At 44.0% G+C, this 21,761-nt stretch carries 23 protein-coding genes; 6 read left to right on the forward strand and 17 right to left on the reverse strand.

Features of this window, described 5'->3' with window-relative positions:
- The first annotated feature begins 40 nt into the window (after nucleotides 1-40).
- Nucleotides 41-760, forward strand: a complete 720-nt coding sequence (locus ACXADT_RS18415; RefSeq protein WP_474812961.1) for a GntR family transcriptional regulator — start codon at nucleotides 41-43, stop codon at nucleotides 758-760.
- 25 nt (nucleotides 761-785) lie between these two features.
- On the forward strand, nucleotides 786-1,922 hold the full coding sequence (locus ACXADT_RS18420; protein ID WP_474832270.1) for a glycerate kinase: 1,137 nt from the start codon (nucleotides 786-788) through the stop codon (nucleotides 1,920-1,922).
- A gap of 11 nt (nucleotides 1,923-1,933) precedes the next feature.
- Here the strand turns inward: ACXADT_RS18420 and ACXADT_RS18425 are convergent, their stop codons facing one another.
- Nucleotides 1,934-2,707 carry a phosphotransferase family protein gene (locus ACXADT_RS18425; RefSeq protein ID WP_474832271.1) on the reverse strand — a complete coding sequence of 258 codons (774 nt, stop codon included), beginning with the start codon at nucleotides 2,705-2,707 and terminating at the stop codon, nucleotides 1,934-1,936.
- Nucleotides 2,708-2,818: 111 nt separating this feature from the next.
- Here ACXADT_RS18425 and ACXADT_RS18430 point away from each other — a divergent pair, with 111 nt between their 5' ends.
- On the forward strand, nucleotides 2,819-3,079 hold the full coding sequence (locus ACXADT_RS18430) for a hypothetical protein (protein ID WP_270181233.1): 261 nt from the start codon (nucleotides 2,819-2,821) through the stop codon (nucleotides 3,077-3,079).
- 37 nt (nucleotides 3,080-3,116) lie between these two features.
- On the opposite strand, the gene ACXADT_RS18435 is transcribed toward ACXADT_RS18430, so the two are convergent.
- Together ACXADT_RS18435 and ACXADT_RS18440 are read right to left on the reverse strand one after the other, a co-directional pair.
- Nucleotides 3,117-3,356: a hypothetical protein gene (locus ACXADT_RS18435; RefSeq protein ID WP_474832272.1), complete on the reverse strand. Its 240-nt coding sequence runs from the start codon at nucleotides 3,354-3,356 to the stop codon at nucleotides 3,117-3,119.
- Between the two features lie 136 nt (nucleotides 3,357-3,492).
- Nucleotides 3,493-3,987, reverse strand: coding sequence for a lactoylglutathione lyase family protein (locus ACXADT_RS18440; RefSeq protein WP_474832273.1), 495 nt, complete (start codon nucleotides 3,985-3,987; stop codon nucleotides 3,493-3,495).
- Between the two features lie 132 nt (nucleotides 3,988-4,119).
- On the opposite strand from ACXADT_RS18440, the gene ACXADT_RS18445 reads away from it, so the two are divergent.
- Nucleotides 4,120-4,455 carry a winged helix-turn-helix transcriptional regulator gene (locus ACXADT_RS18445; RefSeq protein ID WP_474812968.1) on the forward strand — a complete coding sequence of 112 codons (336 nt, stop codon included), beginning with the start codon at nucleotides 4,120-4,122 and terminating at the stop codon, nucleotides 4,453-4,455.
- 70 nt (nucleotides 4,456-4,525) lie between these two features.
- Here ACXADT_RS18445 and ACXADT_RS18450 read toward each other — a convergent pair whose 3' ends face one another.
- The 10 genes from ACXADT_RS18450 to ACXADT_RS18495 form a co-directional block, all read right to left on the reverse strand.
- Nucleotides 4,526-6,448 (reverse strand): fructose-specific PTS transporter subunit EIIC, encoded by a 1,923-nt coding sequence (locus ACXADT_RS18450; protein WP_474832274.1) that lies wholly within the window; start codon nucleotides 6,446-6,448, stop codon nucleotides 4,526-4,528.
- A 102-nt stretch (nucleotides 6,449-6,550) separates the two neighbouring features.
- Nucleotides 6,551-8,467 carry a BglG family transcription antiterminator gene (locus tag ACXADT_RS18455; RefSeq protein WP_474832275.1) on the reverse strand — a complete coding sequence of 639 codons (1,917 nt, stop codon included), beginning with the start codon at nucleotides 8,465-8,467 and terminating at the stop codon, nucleotides 6,551-6,553.
- Between the two features lie 141 nt (nucleotides 8,468-8,608).
- Nucleotides 8,609-9,367 (reverse strand): ABC transporter ATP-binding protein, encoded by a 759-nt coding sequence (locus tag ACXADT_RS18460; protein ID WP_474832276.1) that lies wholly within the window; start codon nucleotides 9,365-9,367, stop codon nucleotides 8,609-8,611.
- A complete protein-coding gene (locus ACXADT_RS18465; protein WP_474832277.1) occupies nucleotides 9,364-10,161 on the reverse strand; it encodes an ABC transporter ATP-binding protein in 798 nt (265 codons plus the stop codon). Before ACXADT_RS18465 ends, ACXADT_RS18460 begins: the two co-directional genes overlap by 4 nt.
- Nucleotides 10,162-10,163: 2 nt before the next feature.
- Complete coding sequence (gene nikC / locus ACXADT_RS18470) at nucleotides 10,164-10,976, reverse strand: nickel transporter permease (RefSeq protein ID WP_474832278.1); 813 nt, start codon at nucleotides 10,974-10,976, stop codon at nucleotides 10,164-10,166.
- On the reverse strand, nucleotides 10,973-11,914 hold the full coding sequence (gene nikB, locus ACXADT_RS18475; protein ID WP_270181224.1) for a nickel ABC transporter permease: 942 nt from the start codon (nucleotides 11,912-11,914) through the stop codon (nucleotides 10,973-10,975). Before nikB ends, nikC begins: the two co-directional genes overlap by 4 nt.
- Nucleotides 11,911-13,434: a nickel ABC transporter substrate-binding protein gene (gene nikA, locus ACXADT_RS18480; protein WP_474832279.1), complete on the reverse strand. Its 1,524-nt coding sequence runs from the start codon at nucleotides 13,432-13,434 to the stop codon at nucleotides 11,911-11,913. Before nikA ends, nikB begins: the two co-directional genes overlap by 4 nt.
- A gap of 24 nt (nucleotides 13,435-13,458) precedes the next feature.
- Nucleotides 13,459-14,337, reverse strand: a complete 879-nt coding sequence (locus ACXADT_RS18485) for a DMT family transporter (RefSeq protein WP_474832280.1) — start codon at nucleotides 14,335-14,337, stop codon at nucleotides 13,459-13,461.
- Nucleotides 14,334-15,581 (reverse strand): opine metallophore biosynthesis dehydrogenase, encoded by a 1,248-nt coding sequence (locus ACXADT_RS18490; RefSeq protein WP_474832281.1) that lies wholly within the window; start codon nucleotides 15,579-15,581, stop codon nucleotides 14,334-14,336. Before ACXADT_RS18490 ends, ACXADT_RS18485 begins: the two co-directional genes overlap by 4 nt.
- On the reverse strand, nucleotides 15,578-16,384 hold the full coding sequence (locus ACXADT_RS18495; protein WP_474832282.1) for a nicotianamine synthase family protein: 807 nt from the start codon (nucleotides 16,382-16,384) through the stop codon (nucleotides 15,578-15,580). Before ACXADT_RS18495 ends, ACXADT_RS18490 begins: the two co-directional genes overlap by 4 nt.
- Before the next feature lie 450 nt (nucleotides 16,385-16,834).
- Here ACXADT_RS18495 and arr point away from each other — a divergent pair, with 450 nt between their 5' ends.
- On the forward strand, nucleotides 16,835-17,248 hold the full coding sequence (gene arr / locus ACXADT_RS18500; RefSeq protein ID WP_474832283.1) for an NAD(+)--rifampin ADP-ribosyltransferase: 414 nt from the start codon (nucleotides 16,835-16,837) through the stop codon (nucleotides 17,246-17,248).
- Nucleotides 17,249-17,299: 51 nt separating this feature from the next.
- Here arr and ACXADT_RS18505 read toward each other — a convergent pair whose 3' ends face one another.
- Together ACXADT_RS18505 and ACXADT_RS18510 are read right to left on the reverse strand one after the other, a co-directional pair.
- Entirely contained in the window at nucleotides 17,300-17,677 is a 378-nt protein-coding gene (locus ACXADT_RS18505; protein WP_474832284.1) for a VOC family protein, read from the reverse strand.
- 119 nt (nucleotides 17,678-17,796) lie between these two features.
- On the reverse strand, nucleotides 17,797-18,519 hold the full coding sequence (locus ACXADT_RS18510) for a DUF421 domain-containing protein (protein WP_474832285.1): 723 nt from the start codon (nucleotides 18,517-18,519) through the stop codon (nucleotides 17,797-17,799).
- A 523-nt stretch (nucleotides 18,520-19,042) separates the two neighbouring features.
- On the opposite strand from ACXADT_RS18510, the gene ACXADT_RS18515 reads away from it, so the two are divergent.
- Nucleotides 19,043-19,564, forward strand: a complete 522-nt coding sequence (locus tag ACXADT_RS18515; RefSeq protein ID WP_270181215.1) for a CPBP family intramembrane glutamic endopeptidase — start codon at nucleotides 19,043-19,045, stop codon at nucleotides 19,562-19,564.
- 35 nt (nucleotides 19,565-19,599) lie between these two features.
- Here ACXADT_RS18515 and ACXADT_RS18520 read toward each other — a convergent pair whose 3' ends face one another.
- Together ACXADT_RS18520 and ACXADT_RS18525 are read right to left on the reverse strand one after the other, a co-directional pair.
- The gene (locus ACXADT_RS18520) at nucleotides 19,600-21,387 is read right to left on the reverse strand and encodes an adenylate/guanylate cyclase domain-containing protein (RefSeq protein WP_474832286.1); all 1,788 of its coding nucleotides are present in this window, start codon (nucleotides 21,385-21,387) and stop codon (nucleotides 19,600-19,602) included.
- Between the two features lie 18 nt (nucleotides 21,388-21,405).
- Nucleotides 21,406-21,753 carry a DUF3307 domain-containing protein gene (locus ACXADT_RS18525; protein WP_474832287.1) on the reverse strand — a complete coding sequence of 116 codons (348 nt, stop codon included), beginning with the start codon at nucleotides 21,751-21,753 and terminating at the stop codon, nucleotides 21,406-21,408.
- Nucleotides 21,754-21,761: the final 8 nt, after the last annotated feature.

Consider the following 21,761-nt stretch of genomic DNA (forward strand, 5'->3'; position numbering starts at 1 on the left):
GTTATAATTGGTAGAAAGACCAAAGGTGACGTGATGCATAATGACAAATCAACATGTGATGAACACAGAAGGATCAATCGATATTGTAAAGGTCCAACAAGAATTAGAGCCGATCTTCTCAACTGTAACGGAACGAAAGCTTCCACAGCGCGCCTATCAAATTCTTAGATTAGCGATTAGGGAGCTCAAACTCTTACCTGGTAATACGATCTTGGAAAGAGAGATTGCTGAAGTTCTCGGCATGAGCCGTACTCCTGTCAGAGAAGCGCTAATTCGTCTTCAAGCTGAAGGGAAGGTGAACCTAATACCTAGAAAGGGCTTTGAAGTCGAACCGATTTCAGCGAAAGACTTGCGTGAAATCTATGAAGTTGTAGAGATGCTCGAAGGCTTAGCTGCTAAGCTCTCTACCGAAACGATCACTTCTGAAGAACTGAAAAAATTAGAGACTTTAATCGAACTTCAAGAAAAAGCAATCGATGAAAATAATCTTAGTGAATGGGCAAAGCTTGATAATCTTTTCCACTTTAACATTATTCAATATGCCCAAAACAAAAGGCTTTCAAGTGTGATTGAAGTTCACGATGATCAACTGTATCGCGCTAGATTAATCACAATAAACAATCGACCACTCCCCTACCAATCGATCATCGAGCATCGCGCAATCATCGCTTGTATGCGGGCAAACGATGGTGGGGCAGCACAAATGTCCATGCAATCTCACCGTCAACGTGCTAGAAATGAAATTTTAAAAGCTTTATAAATGATGCCCAGAAAGGAAAAGGTATATGAAATGTATCCTGGCTCCTGACTCTTTTAAAGGGAGTTTGTCTGCTTTAGAAGTAGCACAAAGTATGGAAAGAGGCATTAAAAAAGTCTTTCCAACAAGCGAAATCAAAACACTTCCTTTAGCTGACGGCGGCGAAGGAACAGTTGATTCGCTCGTAACGATTACAAACGGAAGATCTTTCAGGCATGAAGTCAATGGCCCCCTCGGTAAGAAAGTAAATGCAAAGTGGGGAATATTAGGAGATGGGAAGACCGCGGTCATCGAAATGGCGGAAGCTTCAGGAATAACACTGCTGTCAGAAGCTGAACTCAATCCACTGCGTACCTCCACATATGGAACAGGAGAACTGATTACAAAAGCGCTCGATCATGGATGCAGTAAAATCATTTTAGGGATCGGAGGAAGTGCGACAAACGATGGAGGTGCTGGTATGGCCTCCGCTCTAGGGGTCACGTTCTTAGATAACAAAGGTACCCTTCTTCCTCCTGGCGGTCAGGCTCTCAAACACCTGCATACGATCGATGTTGAGAATTTAGATCCAAGAGTTCACGCTACAGAAATCATCGTCGCGTGCGATGTAACAAACCCGCTATGTGGACCAGAAGGCGCGTCAACCATCTTCGGTCCCCAAAAAGGTGCTACCCCTGAAATGGTAAAGGAACTTGATGAAAGCTTAGCGAACTATGGTCAGAAAATCGAGGTCTTCCTTCATAAGAAAATCATGGATGAAAAAGGCGCTGGCGCTGCCGGAGGTTTAGGCGGCGGACTAATGGCATTTCTTGATGCAACGCTACAGCCAGGCATCGATCTTATTCTAGATCTTATTCAGTTTGAAGATGAATTAACGAATGCGGACCTCGTTCTTGTCGGAGAAGGCAAAACCGATAACCAAACAGCTTATGGAAAAGCACCGATGGGAGTCGGGCTTAGAGCGAAAAAGCACGGCATACCAGTCTTCTGCATATCCGGCAGTCTGAGCGAAGGCTATACGGTATTAGAAGAACATGGAATAAACGCTTTTTTTAGTATCGCAAACTCCCCTGCCTCTCTGAAAGAATTGAGAGACAACGCAAGTGAGCTTGTAGAAGAAGCGGTTAAAAACGTGATGAGAGTATACAAAAGCAACGCTTCATAAAAAGGTCTTTCCTAATAGGAAGACCTTTCTTCGTTTTCATTCAAGATATGACGCTCTACAATTTCCTTCAATCGATGATTGTTTTCAGACGCCACATTTTCAGCAAGCCTAGCCCCCGCAATAATCGGCGCCCACTCAAACACCTCGTCCAAGGAGAAGCCGCTACGATCACATGCTAGTTTTACATACCGCTCAGCCCACTCCATAGAAAACCCCGCATACAACAAGTACGTTCGATACACATCCGCACGAGGATCACCTGCACTCGAATCCACCCAATCGATGACGGTCACATCGTTATCCGATTGGATTAAATTAAATAAGTGGTAATCACCGTGACAAAGCTTATTCTCTACGTTCATCCGATCAAGTTTTCTAAGAAGCGCAAGCTTTTGTCGACCTTCTAACACCGAAGCTGACTGAATCTGTCGTTTTAATTTCTCATTCATAGGTTCAAGCGAATCCGTCGTAATGTCATGGATCCCGCACTGGATATCGATTGATAGCTTCATGTAGTCTTCCGCTTTCTCCATATTTTCAAGAGCAAGGTCACCAAGCGTTTTGCCTTTGATGTACGCCATGATGATCGCCTGTTTTCCATCGACCTTCGTTACGTCGTAAATCTTCGGAACAGGTAGACCACAAGCATATGCGTGCTTTTGTTTATCAGCTTCAGTGACAGCTTCAGAACTTGGTAAATGCTCCTTAAACACTTTGATCACGCGATCATCCTGCAGATAGATGGTCGCAGTATTTCCTTCTGCGATCTGAACAGCTTCCTTCACTCACGCCACTCCTTTAACGCACGGGAACTACTCGTCCATTCGCCGTGCCAATATGTAAGAAATTTGAATCTACTACTACTATAGCAATCTTTTAAGAAAGGACTGAGTAGTATGAGCTTATTCGAGCAACAGCCTTGCGGAATACCTTCACACAAGAAATGTACGAGCAGCATCTGCAAGAGGTTAAGCAGGCTCCAACCAGGTACATCTGTCGCATTAAGAGTGTCTGGCGTCAGAGTACCTGGAAGTGGCACGTTGATTTTACAAAGCTTCGACCATACCGACTGCTGTGCAACATTTGATGCCGGTGGCGGCGCGAGTCCCTTTGTTATCGACTGTCACCGTATCGATGGGTTTACGATCAATGCCTAATCACCCTCAAGTAGAGGGTGTTTTTTCACTTAGATCTCTAAAAGAAAAAATTCCCGGCGCTTAGTATCGCAGCGAAAATGGCTAAGCTCATCGCAACCTTATAAATCGTCTTCTCCCTTTCTTCCTTCTTCTTATCAAAAGATATGTTAGCCATTGAGAATGCGATTGTAATACTTAATAAAAGTGGAAAAAGTTCTGACTGTCTCGTGAACCCAGCCCAAACCATCGCACTCATGGACAATAAGGTTAAAATGATTAACGTTACTCTTAATTTCATTGTGTATACTCCTTATGTAATTGTGTTGTACGCACTCCTACCAATTATTTCAAAATGAGCAGACGAACTCAATACTTTATTCCATCAAAAAAGGAGCCTACTAAAAGTAAGCTCCTTTGCTCATTATTGCATTTTCCTAGTAAGCACCTTCTGAATACGTTAGCTCATAGCTATGTGTATAGATCTCAAAAATGTTACCGAATGGATCTTCTACATACACCATCTTAAATGGTTTTTCACCAGGGTAGTATTCACGGATCGGCATACGCTGTTTACCACCGTGTGCTTTGATCTTCTCAACCATTCCTTCAATATCAGGATCCTGAATACAGAAATGGAAGATACCTGTTTTCCAATACTCGAAGTTGTTTTCAGGCTGTTCGTTCTCTGGGAATTCAAATAGTTCGACACCGATCTTATCGCCCGTTGAAAGGTGAGCGATTCGGAATTTCTCCCAGTCGTTACCGAACACATCACGGCACATTTGGCCAATCGGTGTATCGTCATTTTCTACATCGGAAGGCTCCATAATGACGTACCAACCGAATACTTCTGTGTAAAATTTAACCGCGTCTTCAACGTTTGGGACAGATAGTCCAATATGAGAAAAGTTTCTTGGATATGTTACCATAGTAGTAATTCCTCCTTAGAAATTGTAATTTATTTGATTACAGAACACATTATATAATGAGTTTTTATACATGAGAAGAAGGCACTTTTATGTGAGACACTAACCTAAAAGTAAGTAAAGGACTGAAAAAAGATGGACGCACCGATCAATCAAGATGGAAAACTAAACTGTTCGATCGAATACACATTGAAGAAAATCGGCGGGAAATGGAAAACGGTCATTCTCTGGCACCTCGGAGTCGATGGGAATTTTAGATATAACGAGTTACGCAGGTTATTACCAGGCGTTACGCATAAAGTCCTCAGTGAGCAGTTAAAAGAATTAGAAGATGACGGGTTCATCGACCGGAAACAGTTCAACACAATCCCGCCAAAAGTGGAATACTCGATGACGGAAAAAGGAAAAACGATTTTGCCCATTCTCGAACAAATGCACAAATGGGGAACCGAACAGATGGACAATCAATAGATTTTCCTAAACAAACGGTTTTATGCGAAAAAGAGCGCCATTCTCGATCGAGAATGGCGCTCATTTGACTTTACTGAACTTCTTTCAACAACTCGTACGCTTCTTCATCAGATTTCACTTCAAGCAGCTTCTCTCGATACTCATCATCCATAAGTTTCCTTGAAAGCATCTGAAGAATCTTTAAGTGTGCGTCTCCTTCGCTCTCTTTCGGTACCGCGATCATGAAGATCAGTCTCGCTTCTGTACCGTCAAGGCTGTTCCAATCGATGCCATCGCGCTTGATTCCAAACACGACCCGAGGTTCGCGTACAGCCGTCGACTTCCCATGAGGAATGGCGATGTTCATGCCGATTCCAGTTGAGCTTTCATTTTCTCTCGCAATGATCGCTTCCTTAAAGCTCTCTTTTGAATCGAGCACGTCTTCCATTTCAAGCATGTCGATCATTTCATCGATCACGTCGTCTCTCTTAGATCCTTTTAACGCAATGTTCACCAATCGTTCGTTCGTAATGTCTGTTAGTTTCGTTACCTCTGTAACCCTTGATACCGTCTGTTCCTCTGCTGGTGCCGCTTCGACCTGTACATCAGTGCCTACGACTTCCATCGCAGCTACGTCTTTTTTCAATGTGTTAACAAGAAGCGCAGTCACGAGTGCACCTGCAATCACTGCCACAAAGAACATGAGCACGTTATCAACAGCACCAAGTACCGCTACAATCGGTCCACCGTGTGCGACACGGTCCCCAACGTTCCCCATCATTGCGATGACAGACCCTGTAATCGAACCGACCATAATACTCGGGATAACGCGGAGTGGATCTTGAGCTGCGAACGGAATTGCACCTTCCGTGATTCCGAAAAGCCCCATCGTAAACGACGCTTTTCCAGTTTCAATCTCAGCTTCTTGATACTTCCGTTTCTTAAGAAATGTTGCTAGGCCCATTCCGATCGGTGGAATACAGATCGCGGCTGCGATCGGTCCCATGATTTCATAGTTTCCTTCTCCGATCATGGCAGCTCCGAATAAGAACGCAACCTTGTTTACTGGGCCACCCATATCGAAGGAAATCATTGCCCCAAGAATGACCGCAAGAAGGATTGAACTCGTTCCCTGCATGCCTGCAAGCCAGTTCGTTAACGTTTCAAATACCTGCGCAACTGGCGCACCGATGATAAAGACAAATGCGAGTCCAACGATCAGTGATGCAAGAACCGGGATGATGATGATCGGCATGATCGGCTGAACAGATTTTGGAACCTTGATTTTCTTAATCGCAAGTGCAACGTAACCTGCCAAGAAACCAGCGATAATCCCGCCGATGAACCCAGCTCCTGCTTCACTTCCATAAAAGCTGCCGTTTGCTGCGATGAACCCTCCGATCACACCAGGTGCGAGTCCAGGACGATCCGCGATACTGTAAGCAATGAATCCTGCAAGAATCGGGATCATGAACGTGAACGACGCCCCGCCTAGCTGTTCGATCGTCTTCCAGAAGGAACCTTCTGGGATCACTAGACCGTTCTCTGTTGGCTCTCCGCCGATCGTTAGTGCAATCGCAATCAATAGCCCTCCGACCACAATAAACGGAATCATATACGAAACGCCGTTCATAAGGTGTTTGTAGATCGGATTTTCTTTTCCTTTCTTATCATCCTTCGCCGTTTCTGCTCCACTGCTGCGAAATTCAGGTACGTCACCGTTTTGATGCTTTTTTATCAACCCTTCAGGATTACGAATTCCTTCTTGAACACCAACGCTAAGTACCTTTTTACCGTGAAAGCGATCTTTCACTACCGTTTTATCGGCTGCAATGATGATGCCATCGGCTTCTTGAATGTCCTTCTCTGTAAACTCATTCTCAACGCCGATGGACCCTTGCGTTTCTACTTTTAGCTCGACGCCTAATTTCTCTGCAGCTTTTTGTAAATTCTCAGCTGCCATATACGTATGAGCGATCCCGTTCGGACAGGATGTAATCGCTAACAACTTCATGTGCTTCCCCCTCTTTCTTTGATATCGCTTACACATATCGTATCTTATAAAGAGTAGGGAAAAAGAAAGAAAGTTTACCGGAACTTCCGGAAATATGACTATTTATTGTGATGAACGGTTTCCACCAAGAATGTCGATTACGGATTCAGGGTCACTCTTACTCACAATTTCCCTAAGCAAATGCGGGTTTTCACTCAGAGAGGAGATCTCCCTAAACAGTGCTCTCGTAGCCTCACTATTATCGTTCTTTACCGCTAATAGAAAGACGAGGCTCACGTTTTCTTTCTCCCATTCGATAGGTTCTTTCATGATTCCTACCGCAATCGCTGACTTATGAATAAGCTTAGGATCACCATGTGGAATCGCAATACCAGACCCGATGCTTGTGGATGAAGCTCGCTCTCTTTCAAGCGCACGCGTCGCATACTCCTTCGCGACATACCCGCTCCGAGAGAGTGCGTTCGACAGTTCTTCAATGACGTCGAATCGATGAACAGGTTCTTCATAAATAAACACAAATTCAGGCTTTACATAGTCCGTAAATATCGCGCTGCTTTGATCGATCTCCTGAATAAATGCCTCTAGTTTACTTTCTTCTTCGATGTTCAGTAACGGCGAAATCACGATCGACGGAACAGCCTGCACGGACTTAAGCTCGACCGTTGAGATAACGAGATCGACTTCTTCTTTTTTCAAAAATGAAGGAAGTTCTACCTGGGAAATACAGTCCAAAATCGTAAGCGATGCGAACTTCCGCTCAAGCTTTGTTCGTAAAAGCTGGGACATTCCTACACCGAGATGACACACGATGACGACTCTTTTTTGCTTTCCTCTATTTGAATGAAGCCGTTCAACAGCCGCTTCAAAATGCAGCGTTAAATAGGCGACTTCATCTTCTGGAATCATCACCCCATGCTTTTCACTAAATTCTGTAGATAGTCCGATGAGAAGATCGAATAAATACGGATACATCTGCTTAATTTCTTGAAGCATCGGATTTGTGACAGACAGACCGTATGTAATCCTGTTAAGAGCAGCATACAAATGAACGCGCAGTCCTTCTAGCAAATCATCGTCATCATGAAAAGAAAGAGACGTCAGTTCCGACATCCTATATACAAGGTCTGTTGCGATGGGATCGATTTCTAGCTCATCTTCCTTCATACCTCGTCGTTTGGCACCGATAAAATGAAGGGCGAGATAGGCGATTTCTTCTTGTGGAAAATGCACGACAAACACAAACTCAAGCTTCTTTAACAGGCTTTTCGCCCACTGATATTCCGCAGTTGACGTCACTCTCTCAACATCTTCTTCACGAAGTGTAACCACGTGTCTTTGCTTCACCCGTTTGATCGTAAACAACGTATGCATGAGAAGATTTTCATACGCTTCATCTGTATACGAAATATCATGCTCGGCTTGATGCGTGCGTAATTCAGTTTCGACGAGACTGATTTCATAAGGTGAAAACTGCTTTTTAAAGAAGGATTGTACAAGAGTGTCATCATGTACAAACTCCCGTAAACGAGCGAGTGCCCTCCTTTTTGCCATCTCCTCTCCATCTACCAACACACCAACTTTTTGCTTAAAATGAAGGACAAGTTCAAACTCTTCTAACCAGGTGCGGATATCCTCAAGGTCTTTTCGGATAACGAGTCGATTCACGTAATAGCGCTCTGAAAGACCCTGAATTGAAACTGGATCCTTCGTCATCAGCAGCTCATAGACGATTTCAACTTTTCGCTGCCGTTCGATGACTTCTTCTTTCTTCGTATCTACTGAGCTGAACGTTTGATAAAGCCTCGAACGTTCGTATTCATCCACCTGTATGTAAACCCCTAGCCCCGGCTTCTTAACAAGCTCACCGTTCGTTTCGTTCTCAACGTATTCTTTTATCGTCCCAAGGTCGTTCCGGACAGTCTTCTCAGAACAAGAAAGATGCTCCGCAAGTTTGCTCACTCGTTCTGTTTCTTTGCTTTCTAGTAACATAAGCAACAGTTTCTGTTGTCTACGATTCATCCTATCCACCTACTTCATTGCTTTCCTAAATATAGGTAGTATATCAAAAGTATTAGGATAAAAGGAATACTTCCTCTATTGCAAGCATTCTTCATAAGAAAAAAAGCAGTCACCCATAAAGAATGACTACTTCACCTTTAATCAACTCTCATAAACACTCAACAGCTCTTTCGTATACGTATTCCGATTTGGACGAAACAGCTCTGTTTTCTTAAAGGAATCGACAAGACTTCCATTTTTCATTACCATGATTCGATCGCTCATAAATGCTACCGCTGATAGATCATGCGAGATAAACAAGTAGGAATACCCATGTTTATCTTGAAGGTCTTTCAACAAATTTAAGATCGATGCTTGAACCGAAACGTCTAAGCTTGAAGTGGGTTCATCGAGTAGAAGAAGAGACGGATTCGTACTGATCGCACGGGCGATCGTGACGCGCTGCCTCATGCCTCCGCTTAGTTGATGCGGATAGGCATCGAGAACGGATGGTGGAAGCTTCACCATCCGTAGCAACTCGATCGCTTTCTCCCTTCTCTCCTTTCGATGAAAAAGTTTTCTTCTCATAACGTCATAGGGCTCCATAAGCGAGTCCAGAATTTTTAATTTAGGGTTCAACGCTTCTGAAGCGTCTTGAAAAACAACCTGCATGTTTTGCCTCGCTCGGCGTAGTGCGCTGCCTTTTAATCTGTGTAGATTATGCGATTGAAACTGTACGTCCCCACTGTCTTGCTGCATCTGAAGTAAACAGCGAACGATGGTGCTTTTCCCACTTCCACTTTCTCCTACTAACCCAAGACACTCCCCTTTTCCAATCGAAAAGGTTACATTTTCGATGACTGGATGTCCAGGATGATAGCTCTTTGATAGATTCGTAACGCTTAGGAGAGGTTCAGTCATAAGGCATCATACTCACTCGTAATCAATCTCGTTGTCTCACTCTTCAAATCAGGAATCGACCTCAACAACATGTTCGTATAGGGATGTTTTGGGTTCGTAAACACCTCTTTCTTCGTACCTGTCTCCACTAAGGTTCCCTCCTTCAACACGCCGACTCGTGTTGCGTGTTTTTTGACATGCCTTAGATCGTGAGTGATGAATAGCACCGCACACCCTGCTTCAGACGCTAATTCATGAATAAGAGTAAGAACATGCTGTGCTGTTAAAGCATCGAGTGCTGTTGTCGGTTCATCAGCTATGAGCAAAGAAGGTTTGAGCATCATCGCAGACGAGATCGCAGCTCGCTGCAGCTGTCCACCACTTAGTTGAAGAGGGTATTTATCATACACCGTTTCAGGGAGCTTTACTTTTTGTAACACCTCTTCCACTGCTATTCGCCTTTCTGAACGTGACCAGCTCGTATGTGTTTTAAGCACTTCGTCTAACTGCGCTCCAATTTTTAAAAAAGGGGTAAACGCACCGCTATAATCCTGAAAAATATAAGCGATTGTGTTTCCGAGAAGGCTCTGACGTTTCTTTAACGTCAAAGTATCTTGGTTGCATACTCGAATCGATCCGCTTTTGATAGAAAGATTACTAGGAAGCAGCCCTCCAATCGCTGAAGCAGTCAGGCTCTTCCCGCTCCCACTTTCTCCTACGAGCGCAAACCATTCTTTCGGTTGGATCGACATCGATAGATTCTTCACGAGCGTTTCTTCCTTTGAAGTGATCGACAAATTCTCTATCTCTAGCATCATCATCCCCCCGTTTTCACATCATAATGATCTCGTAAACGATCACCAAGTAGGTTTGTTGCTAACACAACGAGGACGATCGCAAGACCTGGCACCACCATAAGATGTGGTGCTAGTTGAAAGTACGCTCGTCCTTCGTTCAACATCGCTCCCCATTCAGGTGCCGGCGGCTGTGCACCTAAGCCGATATAAGATAACGAAGCGATCATCAAGATGACTTTTCCAATGTCGAGCGTCCCTAGCACAAGCACATTTCCGATCACGTGTGGAAAAAGGTGTTTAAAGAGAATAATCAAAGGCGGTACACCGTTTAACTCCGCTATTAAAATATAATTCTTTCCTTTTTCTTCGATGACGGTACTTCGTACGAGTCGAGCGTAACTCGTCCATTTTACAAGGATGATTGCCATCATTAAGTTAACCATTCCAGGACCAAGCAGCCCGCTTAAGACGATGGCAACGATAAAATCAGGGAACGCCATGAACGCATCCGTGATCCTCATAAATACTCGGTCTACTACACCACCGATTCCCCCTGCGATAATTCCAATCGGAACACCGATACTAAGAACGATGAGAATCACGAGTATGCTCGTTCCTACCGTGGTCTTTGCACCGTGGAGAATTCGTGACAGGACATCGCGCCCGAGGTGATCGGTCCCAAACATGTGCTCAAGAGTTAGTGGTTGCAAGCGATTCGTTGGATCGATCGAAAGCGGATCGTGAGGTGCAAGATATGTAGCCGCGATAAACCCCAACACCAAACACGACCAAATGACAACGATGCTTTTTCTTCGTAACCTACGTCGCTTCATCTCTGCTTCACCTCTCTAATGCGAAGCTCCGGATGAACCAGATGATAGGAAGCATCAACAGCTAGATTAATTAGCATGATGAGGATCCCCATGAGAAAAATATAACCTTGGATGATTGGATAATCTCGTTTCATAATCGCATCGACCACTAACTTACCGATCCCCGGATAAGCGAAAAGCACTTCGATGATGACCGTCCCACCTAGTAGACTTCCAAGACTAACGCCGAAGATCGTTATAACAGGAAGCAAGCTATGGCGAAATGCATGGTGAAAGAAAACGCGGGGGCGAGATAACCCCCTTGCCTTGGCAGCTCGTATAAATTCTTGTCCGAAGCTATTCAATAAACTTGATCGAAGAATGCGCACGTAGACAGCTGCCATCGCAAGCCCGAGCGTCAGTGATGGTAGAAACAGGTGCTCCCATGACCCCATCCCCATCGAAGGAAACAGGTTTAACTCTACTGCAAAGAGATGAATGAAAATCAGCCCTAGCCAAAAGCTAGGGACTGACGCTCCAAGAAGTGCAAACAGACGACTCGCTTCATCGAGCAATGTGTTTCGATAGATCGCTGCGAGACTACCGAGCGGAAAAGCAACGACCACCATGATGAAGAGGGAGGCAATCGTCAGCTCAAGGGTAGCTGGTAATCTCTCTAACAGTTCCTCTCCCACAGGTTGTTTCGTCATATACGAGTTGCCGAAATCAAAGCGAAAGAACCCTTGCATCCACTTCCAGTATTGAACATAGATCGGCTCATTGAATCCTAGCTCTTCCCGAAGCTGATTCAGCTGTTCATCTGTAACCGCTACTTCATCTGTTTTCATCATCGACATAGCCGGATCACCAGGAGCCATCTTAATAAAACTGAAGCTTACGAATGATAGAAACATGAGAAAAATGATTAGCTCAAGGATGCGTCTTATTACATGCTTCATTTTGTCTCTACATCTAGGTCTTTTGTTAACACATAAAATTCACTCTTACTCGTCACCCAATTCTTCACACTGTCTTTGTAAGCAACAACATTACTCGGATGCACGATAAATGAGTGAAGCGCATGTTCATTGATGTGTTGACTTGCTTCGATGGCTAGCTTTTGTCGTTCTTCTCGCTCAACAGTGGCATTGAGCTGATCTGCCACCTTCGTGATCTCTGGGTCATTCAGTCTTGTTGCTTCATACAAATAACCGCCTGGTCGATAGGCCGCATTCATGAAATAGCTCGCATCGCCTCTAGGGGCTGTTAATAAGCTGTAAGTTGCAAGGTCCCAATCATCTTGGGTAGCCATTGCTTCATCGATGTTTTCCGCTTGTTCAATCTTGATGTCGATTCCAAGCTCTTTTGCATTCGACTGAAGAATTTGTGCCATCAATGGTAGTTCAGGTCGGTACGAATACGTCAACACCTTTAACGAAAGCTGCTCTCCATCTTTGATCGCCTTTCCATCTTCCATTTCGACTCCTGCTTCTTCGAGGTATTTCTTCGCTTGTTCGAGATCAAACGCTTTTTCTTCGTTAGATGCAAACGGGAGCTCTGTGGAGAACGGACCACCGGCCGCTGTTGCATAACCAGCAAGTGTACTTTCTGCAACGACTTCTCGATCGATCATAAGATCAAATGCTTTTCGCATGTTTTCATCCTTGAAGACACTGCCGAAATGATAGAGAAACAGCTGGGATCGAATGCCTGGCACCACGTCTGCTTTGATGGATCCATCTTCTTTTAATACATCAAGACTTTCAAAGGCAGGGCGATAGACGATGTCAGCATCACCCGACTGAAGCGCAAGTGCTCGTGCATTCGCGTCTTCATTAAATGTGAACGTTGCACGATCGAGGTTAGGCTCTCCGTCCCAATAGTCAGCATTTCCTTTCAACTCAACTTTACTGCTTGGTGAGAATGATGCGACTGCGAACGATCCAGTTCCAACCGGGTTCTGTTCGATATCGTCCTCCTCACTATCAACGATTGCGGTATTAGGATGCACGAGCTCTGATGGGAGCTCAGGAACCTGGGCTTGTAATGTGACGGTAAGCGTCTGGCCCTCCGCTTCAACCGAATCAAGTTTCAATGCGGATTTCATAGATTCGCTAACTTCAACACTTCGTTCGAGTGATTTTTTCACAGCTTCTGCATCTAACGTCTTACCATTTTGGAATGTAACGTCCTCTCGAATCGTGAACGTCCAAGTTTTTCCGTTATCTTTACTCTTCCAGCCTGTCGCAAGCCATGGCTCTAGTTCAAGGTCTTCATTGATCTTAACGAGCGTTTCATTGATTCCTGCTCGTACTGGCGTATAGCTTAAATGTGGATCAAGCGTATCGCTTGGAAAATTCGATAAAAACGTAATCTCTTTATCTCCTTCTGTCTCGCTCGTGTTAGAAGCAGACGAACAAGCAGAAAGAAGCGTGATTAAACATAATACAACGATATAAAATCCTTTTTTTCTAGTCATCAACTGTTGCTCCTTTTTATCATGTCATTGCCTTCTCAATACAGGTCGTAAGGACACCTTCGTCCTCACCTGTTTCTTTTTTCTCGATAGTAAAATACACGCGGAGACGATGAAAATCCCTCCAGAAATCGTAAGTAGATCTGGCACTTCTGCCCAGAACAGAAAGCCCCAAAGGATGTTGAAGACAATCCCTATGTAGCGCGCGATTTCAACGACGACCACACTTTCATGAGTAAAGGCCTTCGTTAAAAACACTTGTCCGAGTAAGGAGACGACCCCTATTCCCACAAGAATCGTTAAGTCTGCGGCAGTTGGAAGCACAAAATCATTCCACATCAACGGAATGGAGACGAGTGTCCCAGTTGCCAGAAAATAAAAGACGATTTCAAACGAGTGATGTGTTTTACTTAAGAATCGGATACTCGTTGCCGCCGCACCCGCAAATAGTGCACTCACGACTCCTACGAGCGCATAGAGTGAGTATGATGAATACGCACCAGGTTTCGCTAACAGCACGATCCCAACAAGAACAAGCGGTAGGATGACCAAAACTTGCTTAGACACCCGCTCTTTTAAGAACATGTATGAAAAGAACACCGCAAAGAAAGGTGATAGATGCGCGAGAATACTCGCATCCGCTAGCGGTATCTTAGAAATCGTATAGAAATATGCGAGCAAATACAGCGCTCCAAGCGCACCTCGCAGCATCAGAAACGGAATTCCTTTTCTCGAGAAAGAAACCTTTCTGCTCCTCATAAAGAAGAAAATCAGCACAGTTCCTATGAAACTTCTAAAAAACACGATTTCAGAAGTCGGCACCGTGTCACTTATACTTTTCACGAGGGCGTTCATGATACTGAAGATCAAGGAAGATAGTATTGCAAGCAGGACGCCATTTTTCATCGAATCTCCCTTTCTGCAAGTCTCTGAAACCCTCTTACCTGTTCACCCTTCAAGCTTTGCCACTCATGGACTTTTTGCTCGAAAGATTGAATCAAGCGAAACATTTCTGGTAATCTGATTCCCCTTTCAAACCCAAGGTGGTGCATTTGCTTTAAGTTCATATAATCTTCGAATGGAATTCTAGGAACGCACCATTCCCCAGAAGGCGTCCTTGAAATTTGTGGAAAAGGTACTTTCGAGAAATCAAAGTATGCACCGTTTTTATCAGGTTGTGAAAAGGGGTCGATCAAGATCGACGCATAGCGAATGTAAAGTAAATACTCCTGTTTCACAGCTTCGAACTCTTGAAAGCCATCAAGATCCGAACGGGAAAGCGACTCCTCGTGTACAGGGTAGTTATCATCGTTAAGGAATTGAAGTAAATTGATCGGTTCCCCTCCTAATTTCACAGTTAGCGCTGAGATCTCTTTCCACAGCTTCACCATGACCATGATCGTTTCTTTCGTGATCGGTCCTTCAGGATAAAGCTTGTAGAGGGACTTCAAGGATTTCTTCTCTGAAAAGATCTCATTCAATGAAAAAGAATTGATGAAGAATGAAGGATGCACATAGGTCGTGATGTTCCGACATTCCGCATCGATCGGGTTTTCTTTTACAACGGTCTCGACCCCAGCTTCCTGTAATAACATTTTGACTTCTTCTAGAGCTAGAGACCCTTCTTTACTCGTAGCTAAGTAAACCCGTTTTTTTACCGCCTTCGTAAACGCAACAAGGTCGCCCTCAGGCACGAATTTAGTTGCGGCATAATAATTTGAAAGGCTAATTACTTCAATGCTCTTATCTGTTTCAGAAACGATCTCTCTAACAAGTTCGTTCGATCCGATTACGGGTGACAGCAAAATAATCTTGTTAAGTTTTGTTAGCCTTCCAATCCCAATCGATCGAAGGACATCTTCATAACTGTAGCTTGGAACACAGACGATCATCGTGTCGAACCGATCTTCAACGCTCTCTAAGCCATTGTAGAAACGAGAGATTTCTACTTTTCCAGAAAGGGAAGGCCAATTCGGGGCGATTGCCGTGACCACATGTTGAGTATTCTTTAGTTGATTTTGCACGCGTCCTGAATAGGATCCATTACGATTTACAATCGATACGTCTCCCTTCCAGCTCTTCTTAACAGCAACTGCTGTTTGGATGGCCGCAGGACCTGCCCCGACAATCAATGTATGCCTTCCACTCATGAGATCACCTGAGTCTTTTTCTCAAGAACGAGTGTTTCATAGATTCTGTCACTGTTTTCAGTGTGAATGTACGTCTGAACCCAGTTTCCTGTGATTATGTTATCGATTGGGTAATTAAAGATCGACTTCAAACCGTTCCCGAATCGTACGATGACTTTTGTACCTTCCCATACCTTCTCCTTAAGCACCTCGATGACTTCATGTTTGTCTTTCACAAGTGAAGCAATAAAAACATGTGTGATGCCCTCGAAGCTATGGTGAGCGTGGATGTCACCGTGGAAAAATGAGATCTTCTCTTCTAGTCCTGAAGCACGCGCCACTTCTCGAGATAAGGTAATCGCTTCTTGATCGATGTCCAAACAAATCACCGCAGCACCCGTCTCTTTCGCGATCGTTAAAGCTGTCGTTGGAAATGCACCAGAGCCAATAAATAAAACGTTTGAATCACTATGTATACCGAAGTTGTTGTACTCATCCCTTACCGTTTTCGCTAACGAGGATAAATATTGTCCGACGGGAAGTCCCACCTGCTGAGCGCGAATGGACTGGTATTTCTCTACGTCACATAACGCATTGACTGATGTTTCGCGGAGTTGATGCGAAAGGACTTGAACTTCTTCGATCGCGCCCCATTGGTCCCATTTTTGGTCGTTCTCTTTGCTCGTGATGAACGTACACAAATCATCCAACTTGCTCTTTAAGAGATCATAGCAACCATCGAATTCCTTTGCATACCTGGCGAGTTCTGCAATTTCGACTTCGATTACTTTCAACGAACAAAGTAGTTCATATTTTTCTTTCAATAAGTTCACCTCACAATAATGTTTTCACAAATCGAAATCGTTTCGATTTATAAGCTATAGTATAGGTAAACCCTTTTGCTCTGTAAATTCTTTTTTCCAATTTCTATATAAATGAGCCAATAGTCTTTGTAACGCTGACTCCATCAAAAACACCCACGGTATCATTCTCAAACGTGGGTGTTGGCGTGATCTATACATTTCTTTTATTACTGAGTAAAAGGTGATGAACAGGTCAAAATACCTATTCACGATTCGTTACCGGTCGTATGTACACAGAATAGAAAAAAGCACCGCCAAAAACGGCACTGCTCATTAATTCATCCTATAAACGACTTACATTTCTTCCTTCTACTTTTATTATAATCCTGAAATCAGAAAATTTATAGACTACTTTTTTTAATATTTCTCCCCTATACTCTTACTTACAAATCAAATGAGAGGTGGATTCGAATGAATGATAAAGATGTGTTGGATAACGGTCCTTTCTTTCATGGAACGAAAGCGAAACTCAACATCGGAGACCATTTGAAGCCGCAGCATTTATCAAATTATCAGGACAAAAAATCGAACCACATTTATTTTACCGCGACGTTAAATGCTGCAAAATGGGGTGCTGAACTAGCGAAATCAACCGAAAAAGAAAGGATTTACATCGTTGAACCACTAGGTGAGTTTGAAAACGATCCAAATCTAACGGACAAAAGATTTCCAGGAAACCCAACACGCTCTTATCGCTCGAAATCACCTTTGAAGATCATAGCGGAGTTAAAGTCATGGGAAAGGCACTCAGATGAAGAAATCAACCAAATGCTTACTTCACTGAAAAAATTGCGTGAAGAAGGAAAAGACGTAATCTATGACTGATTCTTTGTATTATAAAAAAGGGAGTCTGGTTTAAACCAGACTCTCTTGCAACTACTCCGCCCTCTCCCCAACCGCAAAATAATTCTCTTCTAAATCCGAAAAGTTAAAAACGCGATTTGTTCCCATCTTCACGATTTCCCCAACCTTCACACCTTTCAGTTTGAGGTCTTCATGCAGATGATCGAGCTCTTTAGTAAAAAACATGAGTGAAGGCGTGTCGAGATTCATATCTGGCTGCATTTTTGCGATAACGTCTTTGTTATGAAGAACGATGCTCGTTTCTGCAGATGTAGACGGTGCTACTTCGATCCAACGCATCCCCTTATTTTCTTCTGAGATAACGTCAAACCCCATTTTCTCTGTCCAAAACGTGACGGCTTGATCTTGATCCTTCACATACACCATTACCTGTCCAAGCTTTGCGATCATGGATTTCCCTCCTCGTTTCCTTCAATTCTTTCTTGCGCCTTTTCTTTTCTCTAAGCGCTTAAAGATATCCTTTAAATGTCGAAATGATGAGAAGAAAGTCGGTAGGAAAATAAGCCCGATTAATGCTCAATAGGAGGAGCATCATTCGTTTGAAGATCTTTCTTTGATACGGAAAGCTCTCCCTGGTCCGTAACACCAGCATAAAAAATCTCACTTACGTCGCCTTTTCCAGTCGTATGTAGTTCATTCAATAGCCATTGCTCCGTCTTGCCGATTCGCTCAAGCAGATCCCTCTGCACCTTGCCATCTAAAATCACAGGAATTTCATAGTCGTTCCCAGCTTTGTAAATCTGCATATCTTCCCGCAAAATGCCTTCTTTACCTGGATAGAGTTTTACACTCAGCTGTCCGTTGGCTTCAACAATCGCAAGCTCAACGTCACTCGTATGAAACACATCTTTTTCTCGTAACATCTGCAGGATGTTGTCGACCGAATACTGAATGCGTTTCATATTTTTCTTTAGAAACGTACCTTGGTACATCACAACGGTTGGCTCGAAAGTAAAAAGCTTCCCTAGCTTTGGGTTCTTTAGTTTCACTTTAATAATCAACTTTTGTAAAAGCGCAATCGCAATCATCGCGATAACCGTATGAACATGGTCGATCTTAGGATCTGCGATATCCGCTCCGACAACAGCACCAAATACGAGTACGACGAGAAAATCAAAAACTGGGAGCTCTCCGATCGAGCGCTTCCCCATATATAGTCCGATCGCAAGCATGAGCGGAAGAATTGTCGCAATACGAAAGATAACCTTCAAGGAGTCCATTAAAATGTCCATGATGAGCACCTCTTTCATTCTTTACGCTCATCATTCCCAAACTCTCCTTAATCCATTAAACGCTTTTAATGACTCTCGACACAACGTAAGCGATCGCTACACTGAGTAAGAGTAAGATGAATGAGACGCTGTTTTCTCCAAATTGAACCGTTTGTAGGAACGTGGACTCATCAGCACCCGGTGTATGGAACGCCGTTAGGAGAAACCCTGAGCCCCATTGTAAAAGAAAAAAACACCACGATAAAACTTGCGATAAATACGACAAATCTTTTCATACAATCACCCCGTAGTAGTGTTTACGATACAGAACGGCTTTCGTTTCACTTCGATGTGCTACGATGTGCTACGATGTGCTACGATGTGCTCCTTTCAGCATGATTGCATCACTCCATGGGTAATCATAGGTAGATACGGAGAAATCAGAGACCAGATAGGATGATGACATATTCAAAAAACAATACTTTTCAGCTCTCTGTTTCTAGCTCATGCACTTCTTTTTATTAGCTTCGTCTACTTTCCAATCATGTTTTGGCCTGTTTTCTCTGTAACGCTTGCGATCTTAATCGTGATCAGCATCACGACCGGCAAGCTGGTATTTAAGAAGATTACAGGAACAGACCTCATATACATCATCGTCAGTGCACTCTTCCTGTACGGATTAAGCTATGTAGGGATCGAACTCATCATCTGGGCGACTCCCTCTCTATTTGATAACATGGAACAGTTTTATGATATCGTGCAGCCTGTTAAACCTTGGCACTTCATCAGTCTTATTCTCATCGTGATTCCAGGTGAGGAGATTTACTGGAGAGGCTACGTCCAGCAGCAGTTCAAAAAATACAAAAGTGGGGATACCATCGTTCTCGCAACGCTTCTCTATGCAGTCGCGCACCTTTATTCTGGTGCACCGCTTCTCATTGTCGCCGCTCTTGTTGGCGGGATCGTGTGGGGATGGATTTATGAGAAACGGAAGAATTTCTGGGTGCCGCTTCTCTCACATATTTTGTTCGACCTACTCATCCTCGTCTTTATTCCACTGCTTTAGATATAAAAAAGGAGCTTGCGAAGGCAAGCTCCTTTTTACACAGTAACAAATGCCCTCGTTGTCTTTATTCGAACAAGCGGAACTTCCTTTCGAATTCCCATCAACGCTGCTTCGTACGATTCCATTTCGTACACTTTTAGCATCGCTCGAATCTCCTTCCGTTCAAGCATATCAGAGGAAAACATAATATCGTTCCCTTTGCTTTCTTGCTCGATTCTTGAAGCCATGTTGACGGTATGACCGAAGTAATCCAGTTGGTTGTTCGCCGTTACCGCGATCGCGGGACCTGTATACATGCCGAGTTTAATCGTTAAGTTCGTTCCATGCTCTGCATTGAAATCGCCGATCGAATGTTGAATGTCGAGCGCCGCTTTTACCGCATTCTCTGGTACAAAAAAGGCTGCCATCACAGAGTCGCCGATCGTTTTGATAATCGTTCCCTTATGGTTCTTAAATTTCTCTGATAGAAACTGAAAGTGATCGTTCACCTGGCGATAAGCGCGCGCATCTCCTGCTGATTCATAAAGGGAAGTTGAGCCTCGCAAGTCACTAAAAACGATCGTCACATTTTCAACGCCGATCTCCTGGCCTTCTGCTAGTACCTCAGACGAAAAGAGTCGTCGAAACTTTGTCATCGTCGTTACGTTAGCAGCGGTCACAACGTTCGGATCGCGCTCGACTTCTTCAACCACCGCTACGATATCGCGGCTGCTCTCATTTTGAAGGGTGCAGCCTTGAATTGAAAAATGATCGCTATCAAATCCATCATCACGATACGTTAGCGCCACACCCTCATCATCACGTTGAGAAACGAGATGACTCCTTGTTAAAATGCGGAGCCTCACGTCTTTTTCTGAATGAATCGCAGGGAGTTCACTTGAAGTCCCTGAACGGATGCGTTTCTGCAAAAGGATATGCGGCGTAATATTTGGCCCTCCGATACAATAAGTCTGTGAAACGGCTTTTCGAACCGCCGGGTGGACCGTAAATCGCAGTTCGATCGTTTCATCGAACGTCATGTCGTACGTTATGCCGCAAAGGTCACAGTGCACCTCGTTTTTCACATCTCGAAGGGAAGACGCGCTCTCTTTTGCGACACGACACGTCGGACACATCAAGCTCCAGGATAAGGTTAGAACGCCAGCTTTTGTTGCTTCAAGAAACAGCACTAACACTTCTTCGCGATCGATCCCCCATTGATCTGCAAGTTTATACGGCTGCATCTCAACAAGCGCTTGATCATGAGACTGATTGATGTGCTGCTTGAGGAACTCTTTTGCTTTCGAAGGTTCGAGCTTGTCCATCGCATAGGAAAGGGCTTGTTTGTTTGTGGATGAAAGGTGTTTTGGTGGAGGCAACACAACGATTCGTGAGTCGAGCGCTATGTATTTTTCAATATATGCGATCGTTTTTTTCATACCAGGAATCGCAATTGCAGGGATCGCGAGTTTTCCGATGATGTTTGCCGGGCGTAACATCGAAAAAACCTCGACTTCTGTCATTGGGTTCTCATCGACCGATACATCCCTCATTTTGATTCCTGCATAAAATTCAGCGAGTGGACCTGCTGTGTACAGCCTTTGAACCGAATACTGTTCTCCCTTCACCCATTCGAACGGATACTCCTTCCATTCAAGCGAGACGCCACCTAGCTTTGCCTTTGCAGGACGGTAAAAAAGAGATTCATCGAATCGCGCATCTGAGAATTCTACTGGAAACAAACCGATGAGCCTGTTCAAATGATCGTTTGTTGCGAGAATATCCCACGCTTCTTCTTTCCGTATTGGAAATTGCTTCACAAGTGAAAAGTGACGTTCCTTCATCTAGTAACCTCCCAGACATTATAAAATCGATACGATGATCGCAATAACGATAAGATGAAACACTTGGTCTGTGATTACTTTCAACCACCCTACAGAATCATCAACATCCCTCATTACAGTCCTCGTCCACCATGTAACGAACGTTCTCCGGTCGAGAATGACATGAGTGATGAAGATGAAGCCGAGCTGTAACATCGAAAGGCCTCCGAATCCGAACCAGGCAACGGTACCTAACACGGCTGTGTAGATCGAGACGTGAGATAACAGCGGAAGCCACCTGTTATGCTTATGCTCAGCCATCCATTTCGTCTGAAAAAGAAAATCTCCAATCAAATGGGCGATAAATAAATATTCAAACGGAGTCATGTTTTGCC

The organism is Anaerobacillus sp. ABR4_321 (assembly GCF_056158505.1).